At 61.0% G+C, this 25,686-nt stretch carries 27 protein-coding genes; 15 read left to right on the forward strand and 12 right to left on the reverse strand.

Annotation, left to right across the window (positions count from 1 at the left end; translation table 11 throughout):
* Positions 1–173 precede the first annotated feature (173 nt).
* Both NCCP436_RS07740 and NCCP436_RS07745 read left to right on the forward strand, forming a co-directional pair.
* On the forward strand, positions 174–1,199 hold the full coding sequence (locus tag NCCP436_RS07740) for a carbon-nitrogen hydrolase family protein (protein WP_220803409.1): 1,026 nt from the start codon (positions 174–176) through the stop codon (positions 1,197–1,199).
* Complete coding sequence (locus NCCP436_RS07745; protein WP_220803410.1) at positions 1,196–2,281, forward strand: AraC family transcriptional regulator; 1,086 nt, start codon at positions 1,196–1,198, stop codon at positions 2,279–2,281. Before NCCP436_RS07740 ends, NCCP436_RS07745 begins: the two co-directional genes overlap by 4 nt.
* A gap of 232 nt (positions 2,282–2,513) precedes the next feature.
* Here the strand turns inward: NCCP436_RS07745 and uraH are convergent, their stop codons facing one another.
* Positions 2,514–2,867: a hydroxyisourate hydrolase gene (gene uraH, locus NCCP436_RS07750; RefSeq protein WP_220803508.1), complete on the reverse strand. Its 354-nt coding sequence runs from the start codon at positions 2,865–2,867 to the stop codon at positions 2,514–2,516.
* Positions 2,868–3,253: 386 nt separating this feature from the next.
* Between uraH and puuE the strand changes: the two genes are divergently transcribed.
* From puuE to NCCP436_RS07780, 6 genes are all read left to right on the forward strand, one after another.
* On the forward strand, positions 3,254–4,180 hold the full coding sequence (gene puuE, locus NCCP436_RS07755; protein ID WP_220803411.1) for an allantoinase PuuE: 927 nt from the start codon (positions 3,254–3,256) through the stop codon (positions 4,178–4,180).
* 12 nt (positions 4,181–4,192) lie between these two features.
* Positions 4,193–4,708: a 2-oxo-4-hydroxy-4-carboxy-5-ureidoimidazoline decarboxylase gene (uraD, locus tag NCCP436_RS07760; RefSeq protein WP_220803412.1), complete on the forward strand. Its 516-nt coding sequence runs from the start codon at positions 4,193–4,195 to the stop codon at positions 4,706–4,708.
* A 42-nt stretch (positions 4,709–4,750) separates the two neighbouring features.
* Positions 4,751–5,254: an ureidoglycolate lyase gene (locus NCCP436_RS07765; RefSeq protein ID WP_220803413.1), complete on the forward strand. Its 504-nt coding sequence runs from the start codon at positions 4,751–4,753 to the stop codon at positions 5,252–5,254.
* Positions 5,255–5,301: 47 nt separating this feature from the next.
* Complete coding sequence (locus NCCP436_RS07770; protein ID WP_220803414.1) at positions 5,302–6,603, forward strand: urate hydroxylase PuuD; 1,302 nt, start codon at positions 5,302–5,304, stop codon at positions 6,601–6,603.
* A gap of 267 nt (positions 6,604–6,870) precedes the next feature.
* A complete protein-coding gene (locus NCCP436_RS07775; RefSeq protein ID WP_220803415.1) occupies positions 6,871–7,455 on the forward strand; it encodes a solute carrier family 23 protein in 585 nt (194 codons plus the stop codon).
* A gap of 77 nt (positions 7,456–7,532) precedes the next feature.
* A complete protein-coding gene (locus NCCP436_RS07780) occupies positions 7,533–8,393 on the forward strand; it encodes an outer membrane protein OmpK (RefSeq protein WP_220803416.1) in 861 nt (286 codons plus the stop codon).
* Between the two features lie 311 nt (positions 8,394–8,704).
* Here the strand turns inward: NCCP436_RS07780 and NCCP436_RS07785 are convergent, their stop codons facing one another.
* Both NCCP436_RS07785 and moaA read right to left on the reverse strand, forming a co-directional pair.
* The gene (locus tag NCCP436_RS07785) at positions 8,705–9,550 is read right to left on the reverse strand and encodes an ABC transporter substrate-binding protein (RefSeq protein ID WP_220803417.1); all 846 of its coding nucleotides are present in this window, start codon (positions 9,548–9,550) and stop codon (positions 8,705–8,707) included.
* A 42-nt stretch (positions 9,551–9,592) separates the two neighbouring features.
* Entirely contained in the window at positions 9,593–10,588 is a 996-nt protein-coding gene (moaA, locus tag NCCP436_RS07790) for a GTP 3',8-cyclase MoaA (RefSeq protein WP_220803418.1), read from the reverse strand.
* Positions 10,589–10,800: 212 nt separating this feature from the next.
* On the opposite strand from moaA, the gene NCCP436_RS07795 reads away from it, so the two are divergent.
* Complete coding sequence (locus NCCP436_RS07795) at positions 10,801–11,445, forward strand: TetR/AcrR family transcriptional regulator (RefSeq protein ID WP_220803419.1); 645 nt, start codon at positions 10,801–10,803, stop codon at positions 11,443–11,445.
* A 42-nt stretch (positions 11,446–11,487) separates the two neighbouring features.
* Here the strand turns inward: NCCP436_RS07795 and NCCP436_RS07800 are convergent, their stop codons facing one another.
* Positions 11,488–11,922, reverse strand: coding sequence for a heme-binding protein (locus tag NCCP436_RS07800; protein ID WP_220803420.1), 435 nt, complete (start codon positions 11,920–11,922; stop codon positions 11,488–11,490).
* A gap of 316 nt (positions 11,923–12,238) precedes the next feature.
* Here NCCP436_RS07800 and gcl point away from each other — a divergent pair, with 316 nt between their 5' ends.
* From gcl to NCCP436_RS07830, 6 genes are all read left to right on the forward strand, one after another.
* Positions 12,239–14,014, forward strand: a complete 1,776-nt coding sequence (gcl, locus tag NCCP436_RS07805; protein WP_220803421.1) for a glyoxylate carboligase — start codon at positions 12,239–12,241, stop codon at positions 14,012–14,014.
* Positions 14,015–14,109: 95 nt separating this feature from the next.
* Entirely contained in the window at positions 14,110–14,892 is a 783-nt protein-coding gene (gene hyi, locus NCCP436_RS07810) for a hydroxypyruvate isomerase (RefSeq protein ID WP_220803422.1), read from the forward strand.
* 13 nt (positions 14,893–14,905) lie between these two features.
* Positions 14,906–15,796 carry a 2-hydroxy-3-oxopropionate reductase gene (locus NCCP436_RS07815; RefSeq protein ID WP_220803423.1) on the forward strand — a complete coding sequence of 297 codons (891 nt, stop codon included), beginning with the start codon at positions 14,906–14,908 and terminating at the stop codon, positions 15,794–15,796.
* A gap of 196 nt (positions 15,797–15,992) precedes the next feature.
* The gene (locus NCCP436_RS07820) at positions 15,993–17,267 is read left to right on the forward strand and encodes a glycerate kinase (RefSeq protein WP_220803424.1); all 1,275 of its coding nucleotides are present in this window, start codon (positions 15,993–15,995) and stop codon (positions 17,265–17,267) included.
* Positions 17,264–18,679 carry a pyruvate kinase gene (gene pyk, locus NCCP436_RS07825; protein ID WP_220803425.1) on the forward strand — a complete coding sequence of 472 codons (1,416 nt, stop codon included), beginning with the start codon at positions 17,264–17,266 and terminating at the stop codon, positions 18,677–18,679. The genes NCCP436_RS07820 and pyk overlap by 4 nt, the downstream gene beginning before the upstream one ends.
* Positions 18,680–18,762: 83 nt before the next feature.
* Positions 18,763–19,653 carry an urea transporter gene (locus NCCP436_RS07830; protein ID WP_220803426.1) on the forward strand — a complete coding sequence of 297 codons (891 nt, stop codon included), beginning with the start codon at positions 18,763–18,765 and terminating at the stop codon, positions 19,651–19,653.
* 47 nt (positions 19,654–19,700) lie between these two features.
* Here the strand turns inward: NCCP436_RS07830 and NCCP436_RS07835 are convergent, their stop codons facing one another.
* The 8 genes from NCCP436_RS07835 to NCCP436_RS07870 are packed head-to-tail and all read right to left on the reverse strand — an operon-like array spanning position 19,701 to position 25,624.
* Positions 19,701–20,024, reverse strand: coding sequence for a hypothetical protein (locus NCCP436_RS07835; RefSeq protein WP_220803427.1), 324 nt, complete (start codon positions 20,022–20,024; stop codon positions 19,701–19,703).
* Positions 20,021–21,235 (reverse strand): c-type cytochrome biogenesis protein CcmI, encoded by a 1,215-nt coding sequence (gene ccmI, locus NCCP436_RS07840; RefSeq protein WP_220803428.1) that lies wholly within the window; start codon positions 21,233–21,235, stop codon positions 20,021–20,023. The genes NCCP436_RS07835 and ccmI overlap by 4 nt, the downstream gene beginning before the upstream one ends.
* The gene (locus tag NCCP436_RS07845) at positions 21,232–21,720 is read right to left on the reverse strand and encodes a cytochrome c-type biogenesis protein (protein WP_220803429.1); all 489 of its coding nucleotides are present in this window, start codon (positions 21,718–21,720) and stop codon (positions 21,232–21,234) included. Before NCCP436_RS07845 ends, ccmI begins: the two co-directional genes overlap by 4 nt.
* Positions 21,717–22,256: a DsbE family thiol:disulfide interchange protein gene (locus tag NCCP436_RS07850; RefSeq protein WP_220803430.1), complete on the reverse strand. Its 540-nt coding sequence runs from the start codon at positions 22,254–22,256 to the stop codon at positions 21,717–21,719. Before NCCP436_RS07850 ends, NCCP436_RS07845 begins: the two co-directional genes overlap by 4 nt.
* Positions 22,253–24,226, reverse strand: a complete 1,974-nt coding sequence (locus NCCP436_RS07855) for a heme lyase CcmF/NrfE family subunit (protein WP_220803431.1) — start codon at positions 24,224–24,226, stop codon at positions 22,253–22,255. Before NCCP436_RS07855 ends, NCCP436_RS07850 begins: the two co-directional genes overlap by 4 nt.
* A complete protein-coding gene (gene ccmE, locus NCCP436_RS07860) occupies positions 24,223–24,699 on the reverse strand; it encodes a cytochrome c maturation protein CcmE (protein WP_220803432.1) in 477 nt (158 codons plus the stop codon). The genes NCCP436_RS07855 and ccmE overlap by 4 nt, the downstream gene beginning before the upstream one ends.
* Positions 24,696–24,872 (reverse strand): heme exporter protein CcmD, encoded by a 177-nt coding sequence (gene ccmD, locus NCCP436_RS07865; protein ID WP_220803433.1) that lies wholly within the window; start codon positions 24,870–24,872, stop codon positions 24,696–24,698. Before ccmD ends, ccmE begins: the two co-directional genes overlap by 4 nt.
* Positions 24,869–25,624 (reverse strand): heme ABC transporter permease, encoded by a 756-nt coding sequence (locus NCCP436_RS07870; protein ID WP_220803434.1) that lies wholly within the window; start codon positions 25,622–25,624, stop codon positions 24,869–24,871. The genes ccmD and NCCP436_RS07870 overlap by 4 nt, the downstream gene beginning before the upstream one ends.
* Positions 25,625–25,686: the final 62 nt, after the last annotated feature.

The following is a 25,686-nucleotide window of genomic DNA, read 5'->3' on the forward strand; positions in this document are numbered from 1 at the left end:
GGATTGCCGCGGTCTCATGGGCACGCGGTCGGTTTATGGAGCCGACAATAAAGAGCCCTCACCACAGCAGCAATGATCAAAACTGACAAGATAATGATCATAGCGCGCAAGATGGCTTGGAATTGCCGCCCTGCTGACCTACCATGAACCACAGATAAACCGAAATCACCGACATGCGCCTACTGACCACTCTGCTACTGCCCCTTGCCCTGCTGGCCGGTCTGGGCAGCTATGCCTACTGGTGCCAGCAGCGCCCCACCGGCCACTATTTGTCGGATCTGCGCAGCCAGCTCGCCCTTGAATTCGGCCAACCCGGCGGCCATGGCAATCTCCTGGGCATCCAGCCCGAGCTGTTCGTCGCCGATTACCAGAGCCTTGCCCGTCTGCGCCTGAAGCTGGCTGCCTATCTGGATCAGGCACGCGCGCAGGGGCTGCTCGGCGAACGCACCGTGGTCGTGCTACCTGCGCACATCGGCACCTGGCTGCTGGCCGTGGGGGAGAAGGAAGAACTTCGCCACGCCGGCGAACTGCGCCAGGCTTTGCACTGGCTGGCAGCGAGTAACCCGCTATCGTTCGCAAGCGCACTGTTTGCCGCCAAACCGGGCCAGCGTCTGGATGATGCTCTGCTGCGCACCAAGGCAGGATCAATGGCCCGCGACTATCAGCAGCTATTCGGCGGACTGGCCCGCGAGTACCGGATAACTCTGGTTGCCGGCTCCATTGTGCTGCCGGAGCCGCGAGTGGAGCAGGGGCGGCTCGAAGTCGGTCACGGGCCACTGTACAACGTCAGTCTGGTCTTCGATCAGGCCGGCAATCTGCTCGGCCAACCACAGCGCCAGCGCTTGCGCGCCGGCGATCTGAGCACAGCTCCGGCCGATAGCCTACAGGTGCTGGACACCCCAGCCGGCCGGCTGGCGGTGCTGCTCGGCAATGAAACAAGCCTGCCGAGCGCACTGACAGCGGCAGACGAGGAACCGATCGAGCTACTGGCCCTGCCCGGCTTTCTCGGCGAAGCAGCGGACGCAGCATCGCTCGGCCAGCACTTACAGAACCTGGGCATCCATGCCGGGCTGATAGTGCAGCCACGCGGCCGGCTCTGGGAGTTTGCCGGCCAGCCCCGGGCACAGGCCTTCATGGACGGACGGGTGATCGCCGGACCCGGCCGCCACGGCGCACAACTGGTCAACCTGTGGCTATGAAGCGCGCACGTGTTCGTCTGGGCGACCTGTCCGTCGGTTTCACCCAGGCTCTGGCCAACACCCTGCGTGCCCGGAACCTGAATCCTGATCCACTGCTCGAACAGTTTGGCTTAGATGCCCGGCGCCTGAGCGAACCACGCGCCCGGCTGTCGATTCCGCGCTTCATGCGTCTGGGTCATAGCGCCATAAGCCTGTGCAATGATCCGGCCCTGGGCCTGGAGATGGGCCGTCACAGCCGCCTGAGCCAGGTCGGCCTGGCTGGCATCTGTGCAGCCCAGGCACCCAATCTGCGCGAGGCGGCCCGGGTTATGACACGCTTCGAACCGCTTTACGCCGCCAACTACCGGGGCCGCTCCGGCTTCTGCGAGGATCCTCGCGGCGCCTGGCTCCAGTTCTACTCCATCAGCCCGTACAACGCCTACAACCGCTTTGTGGTGGACTCCGTGCTGGCAGGCTGGCAAGTCAACCTGGGCCAGGTGGCAGGCCAGGCAATAGTTCCGGAGAAAGTCGAGATAGAGTTCCCCTCGCCCGCCTATGGCGAGCGCTACGAGACGCAGTTCGGCTGCGTGGTGGAGTTCGGTGCCGCCACCAATCGGCTGCGCCTGAGTCAGGAAACCCTGGATCTGCAAAATCCGCAGCACTGCCCGGGAACCTGGCAGCACCTGCTTGAGCTGTGCGAGCGCGAGCTGGATCAGTTGACCCGTACCCGCAGCCTGCGCGAACGGGTGATCCAATTGATCGGACCACTATTGCATGGCCACGAACCGGACCTGGAAGAAGTCGCCCGCAGCCTGCAAATGCCCAGCTGGACACTGCGACGCCGACTGGCCGAGGAAGGCACGCAGTTCCGCACCATCCTCAATGACACCCGCCGTGACCTGGCTACTGCCTATATCCGCGATACCGAGCTGAGTTTCGGTGAGATCGCCTACCTGCTCGGCTTCGCCTCGGCCGAGGCTTTCCAGCGGGCGTTCCGCCGCTGGCTGGGACAGACGCCCGGAGACTACCGTCGTACCCAGCGCCGTACCGCACAATCACCTGTGCCCGGAAAGCAGCAACCAGGCAGTCTGAATACGGGTTGACATCGGGACTTCGCTCAGGTGATTCACGTTGGGCAGTGCTCCTGTTCATACCGGGCAGTCGCCACCCCGGCAGCAGCCGCAAGCTGGGCAAAGCCAATTTACGTCTGACTCTGCCAAGCCACCTTCCCTATCCCGCAGACAAAAAAATGCCCGCTGGATGAGCGGGCATAAGGACTCTAAAGGAGTCGGAGGGTGACAAGCATTCGTTGGGCAGGACATGCCTGCCGCCGTTTCAGCTACCCCGATAGGTGGAGTAGCTGTAGGGGGAAATCAGTAGCGGTACATGGTAGTGCTCCTGCCCGGCATCAATGCCGAAGCGCAATACCACCACATCAAGAAAGGCCGGCTCAGGCAGGCTGACACCACGCGCGCGGTAGTAGTCACCGGCATGGAAGTGCAGCTGGTAGACCCCTGTACGGTAGTCTTCTCCCTGCAGCACCGGTGCGTCGCAACGCCCGTCGTCATTGGTGATCACACTGTTGATCAGCTCCAGCTGCGCGTCGTCCACGCGGTACAGCTCGATCTTGATGCCCTGCCCCGGACAGCCGTGCGCGGCATCCAGTACATGTGTCGTCAAACGTCCCATGGCTCTCGGGGCATCCGCCAGCGGCACAAGGCCCGCGGACACCACTCCTCCTCTATGCTGTTGAAACCGGCTCGGTGTAGCACCCGCACTCAGACGGGATAGCACGCCAAATGAAATAAAACATTTTCACAGATAATTGTACACAATTATTTTTCACAAAGCCCGCGAAATCCAGGCAAAACGCCTTGCCATCACCCATATTCAACGACCCCAGCCTGCTTCTGGCGAAACCCGAAAAGCTGCTACCCAGAGCGATCTGAGAGTTTTTACGCAAAAGGTGATTTACAAGCGGCGATTCACTTTGTATACAATTAGCCATCCAGGTCACACTGTCACTTCTTTATCCGGTGCGTAGTGGCCGCAACATTCCATATAGGAAGACTGTAGTGAACGCTGATTACCCACGCGACCTGATCGGCTACGGCGCAAACCCACCCCATCCACACTGGCCGGGGGACGCTCGTATCGCCCTCTCCTTCGTGCTGAACTACGAGGAAGGTGGCGAGCGCAACATCCTGCATGGCGACAAGGAATCCGAGGCTTTTCTCTCCGAAATGGTGGCAGCCCAGCCGCTGCAGGGGCAGCGCAACCTCTGCATGGAGTCTCTCTACGAGTATGGCAGCCGTGCCGGGGTATGGCGCCTGCTCGAACTGTTCCGCCGTCACGACATTCCCTTGACCATCTTCGCCGTGGCCATGGCCGCCCAGCGTCACCCCGATGTGATCCGTCAAATGCTCGCCGCCGGCCATGAAATCTGCAGCCACGGCTACCGCTGGATCGACTATCAGTATGTCGACGAAGCCACCGAGCGTGAGCACATGTACGAGGCCATCCGCATCCTCACTGAACTCACTGGCGAGCGTCCACTAGGCTGGTATACCGGCCGTCTCGGCCCAAACACCCGACGCATCGTGCGCGAGGAAGGTGGTTTTCTCTACGACTCCGACACCTACGACGACGACCTGCCCTACTGGGATCCGGCCAGTACTCCGGAGAAGCCCCATCTGGTGATTCCCTACACCCTGGACACCAACGACATGCGCTTCACCCAGGTACAAGGCTTCAACAAGGGCGATGACTTCTTCGAGTACCTCAAGGACGCCTTCGACGTGCTCTACGCCGAAGGCGAGGCCGGCGCACCGAAAATGCTGTCGATCGGCATGCACTGCCGCCTGCTCGGTCGTCCGGCCCGCCTGGCTTCGCTGGCCCGTTTCCTGGATTACGTGAAGAGCCACGACAAGGTCTGGTGTGCACGCCGCATCGACATCGCCCGGCACTGGTACGCCACTCACCCCTTCCGTGTCACCGAATAAGAGAGAACTGCCATGAGCCGCTTCCAGAGCCTGACCCCGTCCCGACTGAGCCGCGAGGATTTCGTCGCCGCCTTCGCCGACATTTATGAACACTCGCCCTGGGTGGCGGAAAAAGCTTACGACCTGGGAGTCGATGCTTCCCTGGACGAGATCGAGACACTGCAGCAGCGCATGGCCGACATCCTGCTTTCGGCCAGCCGCGAAGAACAGCTGGCACTGATCAACGCTCACCCGGATCTGGCCGGCAAGGCCGCCATCCGAGGCGAGCTGACCGCCTCCAGCACGGCTGAGCAGTCCGGTGCTGGAATTCACGAATGCACGGCAGAGGAATTCGCCCGCTTCACTGAACTCAACGACGCCTACAAGGCCAAGTTCGGCTTCCCCTTCATCAAAGCCGTCAAGGGCAGCAACCGCCACCAGATTCTGGCGGCCTTCGAAGAGCGCATCCATAACTCGCCGGAACAGGAGTTCGCTACTGCTCTGGCGGAGATCAACAAGATCGCCATGTTTCGCCTGCAGCAGCTGTAACTGCGGCAGCCCGATAACCCAATAGAATAAGTAGAACAAGCCATGCGCAGCCTGACTATCGAGCCTCTGACCAAGGAGGCCTTCGCCCCGTTCGGTGACGTTATCGAAACCGAGGGTAGTGACTTCTTCATGATCAACAACGGTTCCACCCGCCGCTACCACAAGCTGGCTACGGTGGAGACCGCCCAGCCCGAGGATAAGGCCATCATCAGCATCTTCAGCGCCGAGGCGCTGGAAATGCCGCTGACCATCCGCATGCTGGAACGCCATCCGCTGGGCAGCCAGGCGTTCATTCCGCTGCTCGGCAACCCCTTTCTGATCGTGGTCGCGCCACTTGGCGATGTACCTGTATCAGGGTCCGTCCGTGCCTTCCTCAGCAATGGCAGGCAGGGCGTCAATTACCATCGCGGCGTCTGGCACCACCCGGTGCTGACGATCGAAAAGCGGGATGACTTCCTGGTGGTTGATCGCAGTGGCTCCGGCAACAACTGCGATGAGCATTTCTTCAATGAGGACGAGCTCCTTCTCCTCAATCCCCACCAATAAGAGAAGCCCGGGGCTGGCGTGCCTCCCCCGGGAAAGAGGTACAGATCGTGGAAGCACACTTCACCGAATGGCTAAACCTGGGCATCCGCTGGATCCACATGATCACCGGTATTGCCTGGATCGGCGCATCCTTCTATTTCGTCTGGCTGGAAAACAACCTCAACCGCAGCAATCCGCGCGAGGGCCTGTCGGGAGACCTCTGGGCCATCCACGGCGGCGGTATCTACCACCTGGAGAAGTACAAACTGGCGCCGCCGAAGATGCCGGAGAACCTGCACTGGTTCAAATGGGAGGCCTACTTCACCTGGATGTCGGGCGTGGCCCTTCTGCTAGTGGTGTACTACCTCAACCCCAGCCTCTACCTGATCAAGCCGGGTGTTGATCTGGCTCCAGCGGCCGGCATTCTGATCGGTATCGGCTCGATGGTTGCCGCCTATGTGATCTATCACTTCCTCTGCGACTCGCCACTGGGCAAGCGTCCGGCCCTGCTCGGCGTCGTACTCTTCGTGCTGATCATCGCTGCCGCCTATGGCTTCAGCCTGATCTTCAGTGGACGTGCTGCCTACATCCACGTCGGCGCGGTGATCGGCACCATCATGGTCGGCAACGTGTTCTTCACCATCATGCCGGCGCAACGCGCACTGGTTAAGGCCATCGAGGAAAACCGCGAACCGGATCCGGTACTGCCAGCCAAGGGCCTGCTGCGCTCGCGCCACAACAACTACTTCACCCTGCCGGTGCTGTTCATCATGATCAGCAACCACTTCCCGAGCACCTATGGCAGCCAGTACAACTGGCTGATCCTGGCGGGCATCGCAGCACTGGCGGTACTGGTACGTCACTACTTCAATACCCGCCACGACAGCAACCGCTTCGCCTGGACCCTGCCGGCTGCGGCCCTGGGCATGGTCTGCCTGGCCTACGTCACCTCGCCGGCTCATCGCGCCGCACCGACTGTTGTGCCCGCAGCCCAAACCGAGCAGCCGGCACCAGCACCGCTAGCCGACACCGCACCAGCCAAGGTCGAAGCAGCCCCTACCGAGAACACCGCAGCCGCTGCTCCGACAACTGCTGATGCCGGAAGCCAGGTCGACTTTGCCAAGGTGGTGAGCGTAATCCATGAGCGCTGCACCGTCTGTCACTCGGCTACACCTAGCAGCCCACTGTTCAGCACTGCACCATCCGGTCTGCTACTCGACACGCCTGAGCAGATGCAGGCTCAGGCCGCCAAGATCCACGCTCAAAGCGTGGCCACCCAGATCATGCCACTGGGCAACATCACCCAGATGACCCAGGACGAGCGTGACCTGATCGGCGCCTGGATTGCCAAGGGGGCCCAGATCAACTGATTGCCACACATGCCGTATCCACTTTTCGGTGCGGCATCTTTTTATACGGACGGGCGCAAAGACTCGTCGACAGCCGCCGGCAGTGCGAACTGACCGGCGGCTTTATTTTTGTACACAATTTTAAAATAAAGCGTTCCAAAAATTGTCCACAAGTTGTTATAGTCAACTCAACCTGACCGCCAGGACAACTTCTGGCCGATCAGTGCTAAGGTGCCGTAAACCTTGAGCAAGCCCATGACCGTATAAAAACAACCGGCAGGCTACGACATGACCATCGACCGCAACACCACGGCTGCGCCCGAGCTGATCTACCAGCTGGACAATACTCCTGCTTTCTTCTCCGCCCTATTTGCTGCGCTGCAGAACATGCTGGCCAGTTTCGTCGACATCATCACTCTCCCCCTGATTGTCGGCAGCGCTCTCGCCCTGTTCCTCATGCTCGGCGCAGTGCTGCAACTGATGCCCGAGCCAGTACTGGATGGTGCATCTCCGGTCATCTACGGCATCGTTGCGCTGGCCGGGGGCAGAATCCTCAGCGAAGCCAGTCTGCCTCGGCGTCACAAACACATCGTTTCCATTTCTCTGGGACTGGGCCTGAGTGCAGCAGCAATGCCCGAGGCTCTGACGCAAATACCGGAAATGCTGCGCAATATCCCCGGCGTCCCCATTGCCATCGGAGCTTTCTGTGCCATTGCGCTGAACATCTTCCTACCGGAGGAGCCACTGGCCGAGGACGACTACGAGCCCGAAGCCCAACTTCATACAGTGCTGCAAAACCGCACGACGGACGATGAGGCAGACAGTCTCGACTTCCTCGTACGCGACCTGCATGAGGCCATCCGCCCAAGCTGACCACGATATCAGCCCGAATTCTCCCGGCGGCCTGCTGCCGGATATAGACGCCTGCACCTCAACAACAAGGAGAACCCATGAAAATCAAGCATCTACCCCACTGCCTGGCACTCGCCTGCGGCCTCGGTGCCGCCCAATACAGCCTTGCCGGAGATCTGCTCTACTGGCAGGACAACAGCCTGACCTACCTCTACGGCGAGAATTTCCAGCGCATGAACTTCAATGGTGAAGAACAGCGCACCCAGACCACCTTCACCTTCGAGCATGCCAGTGGCTGGGCCTGGGGTGACATTTTCTATTTCATCGATTACATCCGTGCCGACAACGTACAGACCCGCGGCAGCTTCGACAAAGGCACCTTCCGCCAGCACGACAAGGACTCCTTCTACTACATGGAGTTCTCCCCGCGAGTGAGCCTGAGCTGGCTGACCGGGCAAAATCTGTCGGCGGGCCCGATCAAGGACGTGTTCGCGGCCTTCACCTACGAAAAGGGCAATGGCGGTCCCGGCACGGAAAACTACCTGTACGGTATCGGTCTGGACTGGAACGTGCCCGGCTTCACCTACTTCAAGAGCAACCTGTACCGGGTGAAGATCAACAATCACACGTTCTTCGCCGACAGCAACAGCAACGGCCATGCGACGCAACTGACCGTCACGGCGGCCTACCCGTTCAGTGTTGGTGACCAAGACTTCCTGGTGGACGGCTTCATCGACTGGCGCTCGCCCTCAGGCAACGCCGGTACCCAAACCTCAGTCGGCTCCTCAATCCAGATCAAGTGGGACGCCGGCAAGGCGCTGTTCGGCAAGGAGCGTCAACTCTATGTCGGTACCGAGCTGAACATGTGGCATAACAAGTACGGCGTGAAGCCGGTGGACGGTTCCACCGACGGCTTCGACCAGACCGCCGTCCAGGCCTTGGTCAAGTACCACTTCTGACCCAGCCTGACCGAACTTGGCCGGCGTCGGGTAGGGACGACGGTCAGGTACCAGGGGGGATGGGCCTTGTTGCCCTCCCCCCTTTTTTCTCGCCCGCACCAGTTATTTCCTGACTCCCTCATAAAAGCGGATCTTGAGACGGACAGCGTGTCCGATACATCTCTCAGGCTTTCGTCGAGAGGACGAATGCCTACGCGTACCGGGCAGTCGTCATTTCCGCATACGTCCCTGCAGAAGCCGCGCGCTCACAGCAAAGCGGATTTCCGGCCGCTCCTGCAGCCTCCGAAGAACTTACGAAGTCAGCCGTGGATTCAGCGTGATTCAAGGTTCGCTTCCCGTGCTTCCGCACGGGCCTTCTGGCGCTCCAGGAAATCCACCTTCCACTGTTCCAGGCCCATGTACTCGCTGTCCAGATTGGACTCTACCCGGTGACGCTGCTTGAGTGCCAGCACCTCGGCCTCCTTCTCCTGCAGGAAATGGTCGAAACGGGAAATCACCTCTGGATGACGTCTACTGGACAGATGAAAGCTGCCACGAACATGCGGCAACGCCGGATCAAATACCAACGCCCCGGGACTGGCGCGGACGTTGTCAAGGTAATGAGTGGCCACCACCACATTGAAGTAAGCCCCATCGACATCCTTCTTCAGTGCCTGACGAATCATCTGTCGCAAGTCGTTACTGTAGTTCACCCTGATCTGTCCGCTGGCAATATGCTCCTCGTAGCCTCGTGGCGTCCATCCCTCCACCATGGCCAACTGACGCACGTCATCGAGCTTCATGCCCTGGCGTTTCGGCGCTACCAGCACACCATCGACATAGGCCACCACAGGAAGGCTGTAGTGCATGTTCAGACCGGCCTTCTCATCCACAGCCCAGTGCGGACTGTCCGGATACTTGAAATCGATCTTGCCCTCACGCAGCGCCTCGATCAGTTGCACCGGCGCCAGCGCCCGATACTGCAGAGTCACACCGCTGTCGGCAGCAAAGGCATCGAGCAGCTCACGAGCAAAGCCTCGGTACTGGCCGTCATCGTCGAAGTAGAAGTGGGGAGCATAGCGCGGAAGATTTTCGACCCCGACCACATAGCTTTCAGCCGAGGCACTGGAAGCGGCCAGCAGGATGGATGACAGATACAAGCGTACGGGCTTCTTCATCAGAGCCTCCTCTTATTGTTGTTGTGCAAACAGAAAGACGAATCAGCCGCCGGTCATGCTCATAAAGCGCACCACCTGCACTTGCTCGTCACGGGCAAAGTGATGTCGCTCGGGCTTGAGCCTAAGCGCCTCGACCAACGCCTGACGCAGCCGCTCGCCGTCACCCGGATGGGCCCGCAGCAGCCCCTTGAGATCCAGAGCGTCGTCGTGCCCAAGGCAGAGCACAAGCCGCCCTTCAGCGGTGACCCTGACGCGATTGCAGTCGCCACAGAAGTTGTGGCTGTGCGGCGAGATAAACCCCACCTGAGTCCGATAGCCAACTACCTGCCAGTAGCGCGACGGGCCACCGGTAACCCGGCTGCTGCGCACCAGCGCATAGCGCTGCTCGATCCGCTCGCGCACTTCATCACTGGAACAGAACGTCTGTTGGCGGGCATGAGTGACAATGCTGCCCAGTGGCATTTCCTCGATGAAACTGATATCCAGATCCCGCTCGATGGCGAACTCCAACAAATCGAGAATCTCGTCATCATTGCGTCCGCGCTGTATCACGGTATTGATCTTGATACGAGCAAAACCCGCTCTTCGTGCCGCCTCGATGCCGTCCAGTACCTGGGCGAGGCGGTCTCGCCGTGTCAACGCAGCAAAGCGTTCGGCACGCAGGGAATCGAGGCTGATGTTCAATCGCCGGACACCCGCCTCACGCAGCGACTGCGCCAGCGTCGCCAACTGCGAGCCATTGGTCGTAATGGCCAGATCCTCCAGCTCTTCACGGCCCCCCAGCCTTCGCAGCAACTGCAACAGGTTCTTGCGCACCAGCGGCTCGCCGCCGGTAACACGGATGCGCCGCACCCCCAGGCCGATAAATGCATCGGCAACGGCATAAAGTTCTTCAAGGGTGAGGATCTGCTGACGCGGAGCAAACTGCATGTCTTCGCTCATGCAGTAGGTACAGCGGAAATCACAGCGATCCGTGACCGACAGACGCAGGTAGGTGATACGACGACCGAAGGGGTCGACGAGCTGATTGGTATTCACGGCAGGTCTCCTGGAGCGTCACGCGCCGGGACTTTTTGTTAGATCGAACGTCTGCAGATAAAAGCAGAAAAGGATGTTTTTGTATACAAGTAAACTGACCTATAGGTCAGATTCATTCCAGACAGCCATCCCCCGCCAGCTTGAGCCGTCGGCGAGGCCGGTGCTACCATGCCTGCCCGCCATTCGGCGGCGAAAGAATCAAACAGGGCCTTATGACCAGCATTCGCGAGCGAAACAAAGAGCTCATCCTCCGCGCAGCCAGCGAAGAATTCGCCGACAAGGGCTTCGCCGCTACCAAGACCAGCGATATTGCGGCCAAGGCCGGCCTGCCCAAGCCCAACGTCTATTACTACTTCAAATCCAAGGAAAACCTCTACCGCGAGGTTCTGGAAAGCATCATCGAGCCGCTGTTGGCGGCCTCAGCTCCGTTCAATCAGCCGGGCCATCCGAGCGAGGTGCTGACAGCCTACATCCGCTCGAAGATCCGCATTTCTCGCGAGCTACCCCATGCCTCAAAGGTGTTCGCCAGCGAGATCATGCATGGCGCCCCACACCTATCGGCAGAACAGACCAAACAGCTCAATGCGCAGGCACGACACAACATCGGTTGCATTCAGAGCTGGATCGATCAGGGGCTGATGGCGCCAGTCGATCCGCATCACCTACTGTTCAGCATCTGGGCGGCCACTCAGACCTACGCCGACTTCGACTGGCAGATTTCCACCGTTACCGGAAAGGCCAGGCTCGACGACTCCGACTACGAAGCAGCAGCCCAGACCATCATTCGCCTGGTGCTCAAGGGTTGCGAAATCAGCCCGGCAGCAATGACTGTCAAAGAACCGTGTCACAGCCTCTGAGGCCACTGGCGGGCTCTGCGCCAGCCCGCCAGTCGTCCGCCCCTACTGCCCCGCGTCCGCCTTCAGCCCCAGCGACTCCAACGCGCTGATTGCACATCGCTCGTCAATATCCGAGGTATCGCCGGTAACGCCCACGGCACCTATTACCTCGCCACGATCGTCACGAATCAACACCCCACCCGGAGCAGGCACCAACCCACCCTGCGCCAAGTTGCTAACCGCCCCGATGAAGGCCGGGCGCTGCTGGGCATCAGCAGCAATCAGGCGAGAGCCTTTGCCCAGAGCCAGAGCGCCCCAGGCCTTGCCTATGGCGATCTGCGGTCGCAACAGACTGGCTCCGTCCTCGCGCTGCAGACTGATCAGGTGACCTCCCGCATCAAGCACCGCAACGGTCAGCGGTGCAGCATCAATCTCGCGTCCGACAGCCAGGGCCCGGCTGCCAATGGCATTGGCGGTTTGCAGGTTCAATTGGCTCATGGTGAATACTCCTGAAGTGGAAAAGGGATGACCCACTCCGGACGCAAAAGCCTCCGGAGCAATCCAAAGCTCTTTCTCACTATCCCACCAGAAACAAAAAACTCAATACCCTTATACAATATTATTTTTTATTGTATACATGTTTTCAGGCAGGCTTTCTTATCAACAGAAAAACCCCACTGGATAAGGCACTTTCAAAAGCCAATCACCTGCCGACAAGCTGCAACGGAAAAGATGTTGACCACGGAGTCATGGTCTGCATAGAATCGCTAAAAGAATTTTTGTATACAATCTGATAACAAAAGAGGCACAAGATATGGCCAGAATGAGAGCAATTGAGGCAGCCGTGCTGGTGATGCGTCGTGAAGGCGTTGACACCGCATTCGGCGTCCCCGGCGCCGCCATCAATCCCCTGTATGCCGCGCTGCAGAAAATCGGCGGCATCGATCACGTCCTGGCCCGTCACGTCGAAGGCGCTTCGCACATGGCTGAGGGCTATACCCGAACCAATGCCGGCAACATCGGCGTGTGCATCGGCACCTCGGGCCCGGCCGGAACCGACATGGTCACCGGCCTGTACTCGGCCAGCGCCGATTCCATCCCAATCCTCTGCATCACCGGGCAGGCGCCGCGTGCCCGCATGCACAAGGAAGATTTCCAGGCCGTCGACATCACCAGCATCGTCGGCCCTGTCACCAAGTGGGCGACCACCGTCATGGAGCCTGGCCAGGTACCTCGTGCTTTCCAGCGTGCCTTCTATGAAATGCGCAGCGGGCGCCCGGGCCCGGTGCTGATCGACCTGCCGTTCGACGTACAGATGGCTGAAATCGAATTCGATATCGACGCCTACGAGCCGCTACCGGTGGCCAAACCGACGACCAGTCGCATTCAGGCCGAGAAGGCCATTGCCATGCTCAACGAAGCCGAGCGCCCGCTGCTGGTAGCTGGTGGAGGCATCTTCAATGCCGATGCGGCCGACAAACTGGTGGAGTTTGCCGAACTGGTCGACGTACCGGTCATCCCAACCCTGATGGGCTGGGGTGCAATTCCTGATGATCATCGCCTGATGGCCGGCATGGTTGGCCTGCAGACCTCGCACCGCTATGGCAACGCCACCCTGCTGGCTTCAGACCTGGTATTCGGCATCGGCAACCGCTGGGCGAACCGCCACACTGGCTCGGTAGAGGTCTACACGGAAGGCCGCAAGTTCATCCACGTCGACATCGAACCGACGCAAATCGGCCGCGTTTTCAACCCGGATCTGGGCATCGTCTCCGATGCTGGCAGTGCCCTGGAGGCCTTCATCGAAGTGGCCCGGGAGTGGAAAGCTGCCGGCAAGCTGAAGGATCGCAGCACCTGGGTTGAATCCTGCCGTGAACGCAAACGCACCCTGCAACGCAAGACCCACTTCGACAACGTGCCGGCCAAGCCACAGCGCGTATACGAGGAAATGAACGAGGCTTTCGGCAAGGATACCTGCTACGTCAGCACCATCGGTCTGTCGCAGATCGCCGGCGCTCAGTTCCTGCACGTGTACAAGCCGCGCCATTGGATCAACTGCGGCCAGGCCGGCCCGCTGGGCTGGACCATTCCGGCAGCGCTCGGCGTGGTCAAGGCCGATCCGCAGCGCCAGGTAGTGGCTCTGTCCGGCGACTATGACTTCCAGTTCATGATCGAGGAGCTGGCCGTCGGTGCGCAGTTCAAGCTGCCCTACATTCACGTGCTGGTGAACAACTCCTATCTGGGTCTGATTCGCCAGGCCCAGCGCGGCTTCGACATCGACTACTGCGTGCAGCTGTCGTTCGAGAACATCAACGCGCCAGAACTGGGCGCCTATGGTGTCGACCATGTGTCGGTTATCGAGGGGCTGGGCTGCAAGGCAATCCGCGTGTTCGACCCGAGCGAACTGCAGAACGCCTTCGCCGAAGCCAAGCGGCTAATGGCCGAGCACCGCGTACCGGTGGTGGTCGAAGTCATCCTGGAGCGTGTCACCAACATCTCCATGGGCACCGAGATCAACGCAATCAACGAGTTCGAGGAGCTGGCCGAACGCGGCGCGGATGCCCCGACCGCCATCGCCCTGCTCGACTGATGCAACCGTAGGGTGGATATCGCGTAGCACATCCACCAATCCCCAGGTGGAAAACGCTGAGCGGTTTTCCACCCTACGCAACCGAGGAGTTCGTCATGCCCCGTTTTGCCGCCAACCTGTCCATGCTGTTCACCGAAGTGGACTTCCTGGATCGTTTCGCCGCCGCTGCCGAAGCCGGTTTCAGCGGTGTGGAATACCTCTTCCCGTACGATTTCCCAGCCGAGGAAATCAAGTCCCGTCTCGACGCCAACCAATTGGAACAGGTGCTGTTCAACCTGCCGGCCGGTAACTGGGCCAAGGGCGAGCGTGGCATCGCCTGCCACCCGGGTCGAGTCGAAGAATTCCGTGCTGGTGTCGACCAGGCAATCGCCTACGCCAAGGTGCTGGGCAACAAGCAGATCAACTGCCTGGCCGGCATCCGCCCGCAAGGCGTGGACTGCGCCACGGTCGAACAAACCTTCGTCGACAACCTGCGCTATGCGGCCGACAAGCTGGCCGCCGCCGGCATTCGTCTGGTAATGGAAGCGATCAACACCCGCGACATTCCCGGCTTCTACCTGAACAACACCCGTCAGGCGCTGGAGATCCGCGAAAAAGTCGGCAGCACCAACCTGTATCTGCAATACGACATCTATCACATGCAGATCATGGAAGGTGACCTGGCGCGCACCATCGAAGGCAACCTGGCAGCCATCAACCACGTGCAACTGGCCGATAACCCGGGCCGAAACGAACCCGGCACCGGCGAGATCAACTACCGTTTTCTCTTCGAGCACCTGGATCGCATCGGCTACCAGGGCTGGATCGGCTGTGAATACAAGCCGGCAACCACCACCGCTGCCGGCCTCGGCTGGATGAAAGCGCACAACGCAATCTGAGGAGATTCAACTCATGGCTAAAATCGGATTCATCGGCACCGGCATCATGGGCAAACCCATGGCTCAGAACCTGCAAAAGGCCGGTCACACCCTGTTTTTCTCCGAGCATTTCGAGAAGGCACCGGCCGAGCTGCTGGGCGACAACGGCATCGCCCTGGCCACCCCGAAGGAAGTAACTCAGGAAGCCGAGTTCATCATCATCATGGTTCCCGACACTCCGCAGGTCGAGGACGTGCTGTTCCGTGCCGACGGTGTAGCCGCTGGCGCCGCTGCCGGCAAGGTCGTGATCGACATGAGCTCGATCTCGCCGACTGCCACCAAAGCCTTCGCCGAGAAGATCAAGGCCACTGGTGCCGCCTACCTGGACGCGCCGGTCTCCGGTGGTGAAGTCGGCGCCAAGGCCGCCACTCTGTCGATCATGGTCGGTGGCTGCCCGAATGCCTTCGAACGCGCTCTGCCGCTGTTCCAGGCCATGGGCAAGAACATCACCCGCGTTGGCGGCAACGGTGACGGTCAAACCGCCAAGGTCGCCAACCAGATCATCGTCGCCCTGAACATCCAGGCGGTGGCCGAGGCTCTGCTGTTTGCCGCGAAGAACGGCGCCGACCCGGCCAAGGTTCGTGAAGCGCTGATGGGCGGCTTTGCCGGCTCGAAGATTCTCGAGGTGCACGGTGAACGCATGATCAAGGGCACTTTCGATCCGGGCTTCCGCATCAGCCTGCACCAGAAGGATCTCAACCTGGCACTGTCCGGCGCTCGCGAGCTGGGCCTGAACCTGCCCAACACCGCCAACGCACAACAGGTGTTCAGCACCTGCGCAGCACTTGGCGGCAGCAACTGGGATCACTCGGCCCTGATCAAGGGTCTGGAACACATGGCCAACTTCAACATCCGCAACGAGTAAGATGGCCATTCGCGACGCATCGGCAGTGCGTCGCGAACCCTGACATCCGGGCCTGCCCGGTACCCTTTCGACCTTCCTGGCAAGAGGAGTCACGGCCCGATTGCCAGGTTGGTCGATTCCACTCCACAGCTGCTGCACCGCGGCATCTGTGGACTGGAATCGATCCAGCGTCATCACCAGAACAAGAGAAGCCGCCATGACCCTCGATCCGCAAAGCCTGCTGCGCGACCTGTTCGCTACCGCCATCGCCGCCGCTCATCCCCGTCAGGTGCTGGCCGATCATCTGCCGGCCGAACGCAGTGGCCGGGTGATCGTTATTGGCGCCGGCAAGGCGGCTGCTGCCATGGCCGAGGTGATCGAGCAACAGTGGCAAGGCGAGGTCAATGGTCTGGTGGTGACTCGCTATGGCCATGGCGCCGACTGCCGACGAATCGAAGTGGTCGAAGCCGCTCACCCGGTTCCCGATGATGCTGGCGAGCGCGTGGCCCGTCGCGTGCTGGAACTGGTTTCGAACCTGTCCGAGGCCGACCGGGTGATCTTCCTGCTTTCCGGCGGCGGTTCCTCGCTGCTGGCGCTACCGGCCGAAGGGCTGACTCTGGCCGACAAGCAGGCAGTGAACAAGGCACTGTTGAAATCCGGTGCCACCATTGGCGAAATGAACTGCGTGCGCAAGCACCTCTCGGCGATCAAGGGCGGTCGTCTGGCCAAGGCCTGCTGGCCGGCTACCGTCTACACCTACGCGATCTCCGATGTTCCCGGTGACGAGGCCACAGTGATCGCCTCCGGTCCCACCGTGGCCGATCCGACCACTTCCGCCGATGCCCTGGCCATTCTCGCCCGCTATAGCATTGAGGTGCCTGCCAACGTGCGCGCCTGGCTTGAAGATCCACGTTCTGAGACGCTCAAACCCGGTGATCCTATGCTCTCCCGTAGCCACTTCCAGTTGATCGCCACCCCGCAGCAGTCCCTCGACGCGGCAGCCTCCCGAGCCCAGGAAGCGGATCTGCCGGTACTGATTCTTGGTGATCTGGAAGGTGAGGCCCGCGATGTAGCCAAGGTACATGCCGGTATCGCCCGCCAGATTCTGCTGCACGGGCAGCCAATCAAGCCGCCATGCGTAATCCTCTCCGGAGGTGAAACCACCGTGACGGTACGTGGCAATGGCCGCGGCGGACGCAATGCCGAGTTTCTCCTCAGCCTCACCGACAGCCTCAAGGGCCTGCCCGGTGTCTACGCCCTGGCCGGAGATACCGACGGAATCGACGGCTCCGAGGACAATGCCGGCGCACTCATGACTCCCGACAGCTACGCCCGCGCCGAAGCCCTTGGCCTGTCTGCCCGAGACGAACTGGACAACAACAACGGCTATGGCTATTTCGCCGCCCTCGACGCGTTGATCGTTACCGAACCGACCCGAACCAACGTCAACGACTTCCGCGCCATCCTGATCCTTGAGAGCCCTGTCCAATGAAAGCCGACAAGAAAGTAAAGATCCTTGCCACCCTCGGCCCGGCGATCCGCGATGCCGACCATATCCGCCAGCTGGTGGAAGCCGGGGTCAATCTGTTCCGCCTCAACTTCAGCCACGGCGAGCACGCCGACCACGCCCAACGCTACCAGTGGGTGCGCCAGGTGGAGCGCGAGCTGAATCAGCCGATCGGCATCCTCATGGATCTGCAGGGGCCGAAGCTGCGCGTCGGCCGCTTTGCCGAAGGCAAGGTGCAGCTGATCAACGGACAGACTCTGCGCCTGGATCTGGACAGTACGCCGGGCGACGCCAGCCGGGTCAACCTGCCCCACCCCGAGATCATCGAGGCACTACAGCCGGGCATGAGCCTGCTGCTCGATGACGGTCGTCTGCGTCTGAAAGTGACTGCCAAGCAGAACGATGCGGTGATCACCGAGGTGATCGCCGGCGGCGAGTTGTCCGATCGCAAGGGTGTCAACGTACCCGAAGCGGTGCTGCAGCTTTCCCCGCTGACCGAAAAGGATCGCCGCGACCTGGCCTTCGGCCTCGAACTGGGCGTGGACTGGGTGGCACTGTCGTTCGTCCAGCGCCCGGAAGACATCGCCGAAGCCCGCGAGCTGATCCGGGGCAAAGCCTTCCTCATGGCCAAGATCGAGAAACCTTCAGCGGTGACTCACCTGGAGGAAATTGCCCGCCTGTCCGACGCCATTATGGTGGCGCGTGGCGACCTGGGCGTTGAAGTGCCGGCCGAGAATGTACCGCGTATCCAGAAGGACATCGTGCGCATCTGCCGTCAGCTTGGCCGCCCAGTAGTGGTGGCTACGCAGATGCTTGAGTCCATGCGCTTCTCCCCGGCGCCGACCCGTGCCGAAGTCACCGACGTGGCCAATGCCGTGGCCGAAGGCGCTGACGCGGTAATGCTGTCGGCCGAGACGGCCTCTGGTGACTATCCGCTGGAAACCGTGCAGATGATGAGCAAGATCATCCGCCAGGTGGAAAACGGTCCGGATTACCAAAACCAGCTTGATGTAGGCCGACCACAAGCCGAAGCCACTGTCAGCGATGCCATCAGTTGCGCCATCCGCCGAATCAGTTCGATTCTGCCGGTGGCGGCGCTGATCAACTACAGCGAGTCTGGTTCCAGCAGTCTGCGCGCCTCGCGCGAGCGGCCGATGGCTCCGATCCTCAGCCTGACCCCGAATCTGAATAGCGCACGCCGCCTGACAGTGGCCTGGGGGATCTATTCAGTGGTCAAAGAACGCCTGGATAAAGTCGAAGAGGTCACCCGCACGGCTCTGGAAATTGCCCACGCGCAAGGTATGGCCAACTCCGGTGAGACTGTGGTAATCACCGCAGGCGAACCGTTCGGCCAGTCCGGCAGCACCAACAGTCTGCGGATCGAAACTCTGCCCTGAAGCCTGCTCCCTCGTTCCGGCCCGCGGGGAGCTAAGCTGCCCCGCATGCCGTCCGGGCCTTGCTACGAGGGTTACCCATCACCATGCACCTAATCTCCGCTTCCTTCTTGCGAAGCCTGCGCATCCTGCTCAGTGGTTTTGCTCAGGTTTTCCTGCAACAACATCCGGGCTGCGGCCTGCTGGTGCTACTCGCCCTCCTCATTGGCACGCCCGAACTGATACCTGGTGCTCTGCTTGGCGGACTGGCATCGCAGCTAACGGCACGTCTGCGCGGTTGCCCGGAAGCGGATCTGAACATCGGCCTGTATGGTTACAACGGTGTACTACTGGGCCTGCTGCTGAGTTTGAAGCTGCCAGCTACGCCGCTATTAGCGCTGCTTATCGTGCTGCTGGCCGGACTCTCCAGCCTGCTGCTGATGCCCTGGATGCAGCGGATGCGCCAACGAGGCTGGCCACCCGCCTTTACCCTCCCTTATGTCACCCTGAGCTGGCTGGCACTGGCGCTTTACGCACCTGCGACGCCAGCTATTGCACTTCCCGCTCCAGTAGATATGGATGCTCTGCAAGCATTGCTGGCGATCCTTCGGGGAGTGGCTCAGGTGGTATTTCTCGATTCTGCCGCTGCCGGCTTCTGCCTGCTGCTGGCCCTGCTGCTGGCGGACTGGCGCGCCGCGCTCTGGGCAGTGCTCGGCTCCAGCGTCGGCCTTGTCCTGGCGCTGCTGCTGGTCGGTTCAACGGCTGACACCCTCGCCGGGATATACGGCTACAACCCGGTGCTGGCAGCCATTGCTCTAGCCCAGGTACACCGTAGCCCGCTACTGCCAGTACTCGGCATACTGCTGGCCGTGCTGCTGCAGCCGATTTTTCCCGCCCTGGGCATGCTGCCATTGAGCATGCCATTCATCCTCGCCTGCTGGCTGGTCAGAGCCGGCACACAAAGCTGGCAAAGAGCGCTTCACAGTTGCGACAGGTAACTGGCAACTCCGCGGCTGGAATTCTTCCAGGCAGTTGAGTGAGAGTGTCAGCGACTGAGGTAGTGGCGATACAGTCCGGGCGGCACGCCGGTACTGTCGATGGACCGCCAGGGGCCACCTGGTCGCGGCGACCAGCTCCAGCCCCCGTCATAACGGTAAAAGACGCGCTCACGGTAGTAGAGATCGCTTACACCCTCCACTACGTAGACGCCCAATGCCGGATTCCAATGGCTCTTTACTGCAGGTGGTGGGGCATAACGCGGGTGCGTGCGTTGCACCGCGGGAGGCTCGGTCTGCGGCGCACCTGGCGGCTGCAGCACGCAACCGCCCAGGGCAAGACCCAAGGTGACGAGTAGCGCCAGGCACCTCATCGGGACTCCTGATCCGCGCTGTCGATCAACAACGTCTGAACTTCACCGGCGCTGGTGGAAACCGGACCAAGCTGGCCAATCCACTCACCCTTGATAGCGTTGCCTTCGCGGGAAACCCGGGCCACCAGTTGTACCTGCTCGAACAGTGACAGCTTGGGCTCCGGCATCATCGCGTCAACGTCGGAAAGGCTGACCTGAACCGGCAGGTCCGAAACCTTCAGACGCTTGACTGCCAGCGGCATCGGCGGGCCGCTGAGCGCACGGGCAAAGATGAATACGCTATCGTCCGGCAGCACCTGCGCCTGCACTTCAGGCGCCAGTGATACGCTGACCTCCAGCACCTGCCGAGCCGTACCCTCTGCTGCAACAGCCGCACCCGACTGCTCACCTTCACCAATCTGCTGACGGGCACGCTCAATGCCGCTGGCAATAGCCTGTCGCGACGGATCCTGCTCCGGCAAAACCGCCACCAGGCGTTCCCAGTAACTCACCGCATCGGCAAAGCGCTGGCTTTCATAGGCAGCGATGCCGAGCAGGCCAAGGCTGGTGACCTCCTGCGGATCGGCCTGCAGGGCTTCGTCAGTCAGCGCCTGCAACTGCTCGCTCCACTGCTTGTCGCCGGCGAAATAAAGCGCCTGAGCCCACTGGCCAAGCAACTCCGGCGCACGACCGGCAATATTGACCGCCTGCTCGAAGGCTTTGGCGGCATCGCCAGCGCGCTCCTGGGCCATGTAGGTACGACCGAGGAAATACCAGGCCTCGGCCGACTGGGGCTGCTCGCGAACGCTCTGCTCCAGCCGGGAAGTCATTTCCTCGATGCTCTGTGGTTGACGGCTGGCCAGTTCACGGGCCTGATCGAGCTGATCCAGTGCGCCCCAGTGCAGGTACAGCACCACTCCAAGCACCGGCACCAGCAAGGCGCAGGCCAGCGGAACAGCGCCACCCAGCGTACTGCTGCGGAGCTGCACACCTTCAGTATCAGCCAGCAGTTCACGAGCGGCTTCAGCACGACCGGCCTCCAGTTGCGCCTCGTCAAGCACACCCGCCTGGCGCTGGGCTTCCAGCTCCTGCAAACGCTCCTGATACAGGGTGACATTGAGCGCGGTACGGTCTTCCTCGGCCTGCCGCTTGCGCGTGCGCAGAGCCGGAATCAGCAGAAATGCCAGGGCTGTGAGCAGCAGCAGCCCGGCCGGTAGCCAGAAATCGATCATGAGTCTTTCTTATCCTGGGAGGCCTGTTGCAGCAAAGCAGCAAGACGCTGCTGCTCATCGGTAGAAAGGGTGGCGGCAGTACGGGCCTGTTGCTGACCACGACGACGCAGCAGGATGACGCCGAGCACACCGAAGCCGATCAGCAACAAACCGGCCGGGCCATACCAGAGCAGCAGGGTGCGACTGGTCAACGGCGGCTTATAGAGCACGAAATCGCCATAGCGCGAGACCAGGAAATCGATGATCTCCTCGTTGCTCTTGCCCTCCTCCAGCATGCGATAGATCTCACTACGCAAATCCATGGCGATCGGCGCATCGGAGTCAGCAATATTCTGGTTTTGGCACTTCGGGCAACGCAGCTCCTCGATCAGGCTGCGATAGCGCTGGCGCTCCGCCTCGCTGGAAAATTCGAAGGTGTCGATGGCGGCATGGGCTCCGGCAAACAAACCCAGCGCCAGCGCGGCGCCGGCTAGCAGACGTTTCATGGCGTCACCTCGTCCACCAGCGACTGGTAGATCGGCGCCAGTTGCTCGCGCCAGATGCGCTCGTCGATGGTTCCGACGAATTTGTGGCGGATGATCCCTTGGGCGTCGATAAAGAAGGTCTCCGGCGCGCCGTAGACGCCCAGATCCAGGCCCAGGCTGCCCTTGGCATCCTCGATGTTGAGCTGGTAGGGGTTATGCAGCTCACGCAGCCATTTCTGCGCCGAGTCACGCTGATCCTTGTAATTGACGCCGTAGATCAGCACGCCGGCCTCGGCCAGTTTGTTCAATACCGGGTGCTCGTAGCGACACGACGGACACCAGGTCGCCCAGACATTGACCAGCGCCGGCCGCCCCTTGAGATCGGCCTCGCTGATAGTGCCTCCTGGCTCGTCCAGCGACGGCAGGCTAAACGCCGGGAACGGCTTGCCGATCAACGCCGAGGGCAGCTCGGAAGGATCGAGGAACAGGCCGCGATAGAGAAATACCGCAATGGCCAGAAAGGCCAGCAGTGGCAACAGCAGCAACAGACGTCTCATGCATTGGCCTCCTGCATTCCCAGCGCCTCGCGCACACGGGTTCTGACCTTGATCCGATAGCGTTTATCCGCTGCTGCCAGCAGGCCACCCAGAGCCATCAGCAAACCGCCGAGCCAGATCCAGCGAACGAACGGCTTGATATGGATCCGCACAGCCCAGGCGCCCTGCTCCAGAGGCTCGCCAAGAGCGACGAACAGATCGCGAGTGAAGCCGGCGTCAATACCTGCCTCGGTCATGGTGGCCTGCTGCACGGTGTACAGGCGCTTCTCCGGGTGTAGTACCTTGATCTGCCGCTCGCCATCGAAGACTCGCACCGTGCCCCGATCCGAAATGAAGTTGGGGCCTTCATAGTGCGCTGCGCCATCGAACTGGAAGCGGTAGCCAGCCAGCTCAACCGAATCGCCGGGAGCCATACGCAGATCGCGTTCATAGCTGCCCAGACTGGTCAACACCACACCCAGCGCACAAACTGCAAAGCCCAGGTGCGCCAACTGCATGCCCCAGTAGCTGCGGCTAAGGCCCGGCAGCCCCTTGAGCAGGCCCTTATGACGGGTCTTGTCCAGGATATCGCGCCCTCCGGCCAGCACCACCCACAGCGCCAGCAGACACACCGCCAGCACGGCCCAGTGGAAATCGCCATGAACGAAGGTCGCCAACACCGCCAGCAGCACGCTGGTTACCAGCACCGGCGCCAGCATGCGCCCCAGCCAATTCAACGGGGTGTCCTTCCAGCGTACGATCACGCCGACGCTGATCACTGCCATCAGCAAGGCCATCAGCGGCACGAACAGTGCGTTGAAATAGGGTGGCCCGACCGACAGCTTGGCTCCGGTCAAGGCATCAAGCACCAGCGGGTAGAGCGTGCCGAGCAGGATCATCGCAGCCGCCACCACCAGCACGATGTTATTCACCAGCAGCAACGTCTCACGTGACCACAGGCCAAAACCCACCTGACTCTTGACCACCGGCGCACGCAGGGCAAACAGCGCCAGTGAGCCACCGACCACGACCAACAGGAAGACCAGGATAAACACGCCACGCTCCGGATCAGAAGCGAAGGCATGCACTGAAGTGAGCACCCCGGAGCGCACCAGGAAGGTACCCAGCAGACTCAGGGAGAAGGCGGCAATGGCCAGCAACACGGTCCAGCTCTTGAACACACCGCGTTTTTCCGTCACCGCCAGTGAGTGGATCAGCGCCGTACCCACCAGCCAGGGCATGAACGAGGCGTTCTCCACCGGATCCCAGAACCACCAGCCGCCCCAGCCCAGCTCGTAGTAGGCCCACCAACTGCCCAGAGCGATGCCAATGCCGAGGAAGGCCCAGGCCACCACAGTCCAGGGACGCGACCAGCGCGCCCAAGCAGCATCCAGCTTGCCGCCAAGCAGTGCGGCGATGGCGAAGGCGAAGGCTACCGAGAAACCGACATAGCCCATGTACAGCATCGGCGGGTGGACGATCAGGCCGAAGTCCTGCAGCAACGGGTTGAGGTCACGGCCATCGGCTGGCGAATGCGGCAGCAGGCGCTCGAAAGGGTTGGAAGTGATGATCAGGAACAGCAGAAAACCAACGCTGATCATGCCCATCACCGCCAGCACCCGCGCCAGCATCTCTTCCGGCAAATGGCGCGAGAAGATCGACACGGCAAAGGTCCAGCCACCGAGAATCAGCGCCCAGAGCAAGAGCGAGCCCTCGTGCGCACCCCAGACTGCACTGAATTTGTAGTACCAGGGCAGTGCGCTGTTGGAGTTGGCAGCTACATAGGCAACCGAGAAATCATCAACCATGAAGGCATAGGTCAGACAGACAAAGGCCAGCAACAGGAAGCTGAACTGCCCCCAGACCGCCGGCTGCGCCAGGCTCATCCATTGATGGTCGCCGCGCCAGGCTCCGATCAGCGGCAGCGTTGCCTGTACCAGACTCAGGCACAGCGCCAGGATCATCGCCAGGTGGCCGAGTTCAGGGATCATTGCGCACTCTCCCGCTTGGCTGCGGTAGCCGCATCGTGCTGCTGCTTCATGCCGCTCTGCTCCAGCGCCTGCATTACCTCGGGCGGCATGTAGTTCTCGTCATGCTTGGCCAGCACCTCGTCGGCTTCAAGCACGCCGTCGGCATTAACCCGCCCCAGTGCAACGATGCCCTGCCCCTCTCGGAACAGGTCCGGCAGGATGCCTTGGTAGCGGATGGTCACGCCATGGGCACCGTCGGTGACCACGAAGTCCACTGCCAGCGAGTTGCTGGAGCGCTGCACCGAGCCCTCCTGCACCAGACCACCGGCGCGAATACGGGTATCCAGTGGTGCTTCACCGTTGGCTATCTGGGTCGGGGTGTAGAACAGGTTGATATTTTCTTGCAGGGCACTCAGGGCCAGTGCCACGGCGATGCTCACACCGCAAAGTATGGCCAGGACGACATACAGGCGCTTCTTGCGAACCGGATTCACTTGGACTTCTCCCGGCGCATACGACGCGCCTCGTCTTGCAGGTAACGACGGCGGGCCAGAACCGGCAACGCCACATTCAACGCCAGCACCGTCAGGCTGATGCCATAGGCGCTCCAGACGTAGACGCCATGTGTGCCCATGGCAAGGAACTCGGCAAAGGAGGAAAAGCTCATGCCCGCCCCTCCAGCAGCTTGCGCACTTCGGCCTGCACCCAGCTGCTGCGGGCCTCGCGCCGGAGTACCTCCAGGCGCATGCGGTAGAACAGCAGGGCAGCGAAGAAGCAGTAGAAACCAAGCACCGCAAGCAACAGCGGCAGCCACATTTCCACCGGCATCGCCGGTTTCTCGGTGATCTTGAAGGTGGCAGTCTGATGCAGCGAGTTCCACCACTCCACCGAGTACTTGATGATCGGGATGTTGACCACGCCAACAATGGCCAGCACCGCACAGGCCTTTGCCGCGCTGTCACGATTGCTGATGGCGTTGCCCAAGGCAATTACGCCGAAATACAGAAACAGCAGGATCAGCATCGACGTCAGGCGGGCATCCCAGACCCAGTAGGTGCCCCAGGTTGGCTTGCCCCAAATGGCTCCGGTCAGCAGCGCGACAAAGGTCATCCAGGCACCGATCGGAGCGGCCTGCTGAACGGCGACATCGGCCAGCTTCATCTTCCACACCAGGCCGACCAGACCGGCGACGGCCAGCATGATGTAGATCGACTGCGCCAGGAAGGCGGCTGGAACATGGATATAGATGATGCGGAAGCTGTTGCCCTGCTGGTAGTCCGGCGGTGCGAAGGCCAGCCCCCAGACCAGTCCGGAGATGATCAGCAGCATGGCAGCGACACTGAGCCAGGGCAGCCAGCGGCCACTCATCTCATAGAACCACTTGGGCGAACCCCATTTGTGAAACCACGTCCAGTTCATGCTCGACTCGTTATTCAGGCTCGATCCGGCAGCTGTCCGGCTCGGAAATCATTGGTCACGGT

The sequence above is a fragment of the Pseudomonas sp. NCCP-436 genome (assembly GCF_019656335.1).
Lineage (GTDB): Bacteria > Pseudomonadota > Gammaproteobacteria > Pseudomonadales > Pseudomonadaceae > Aquipseudomonas.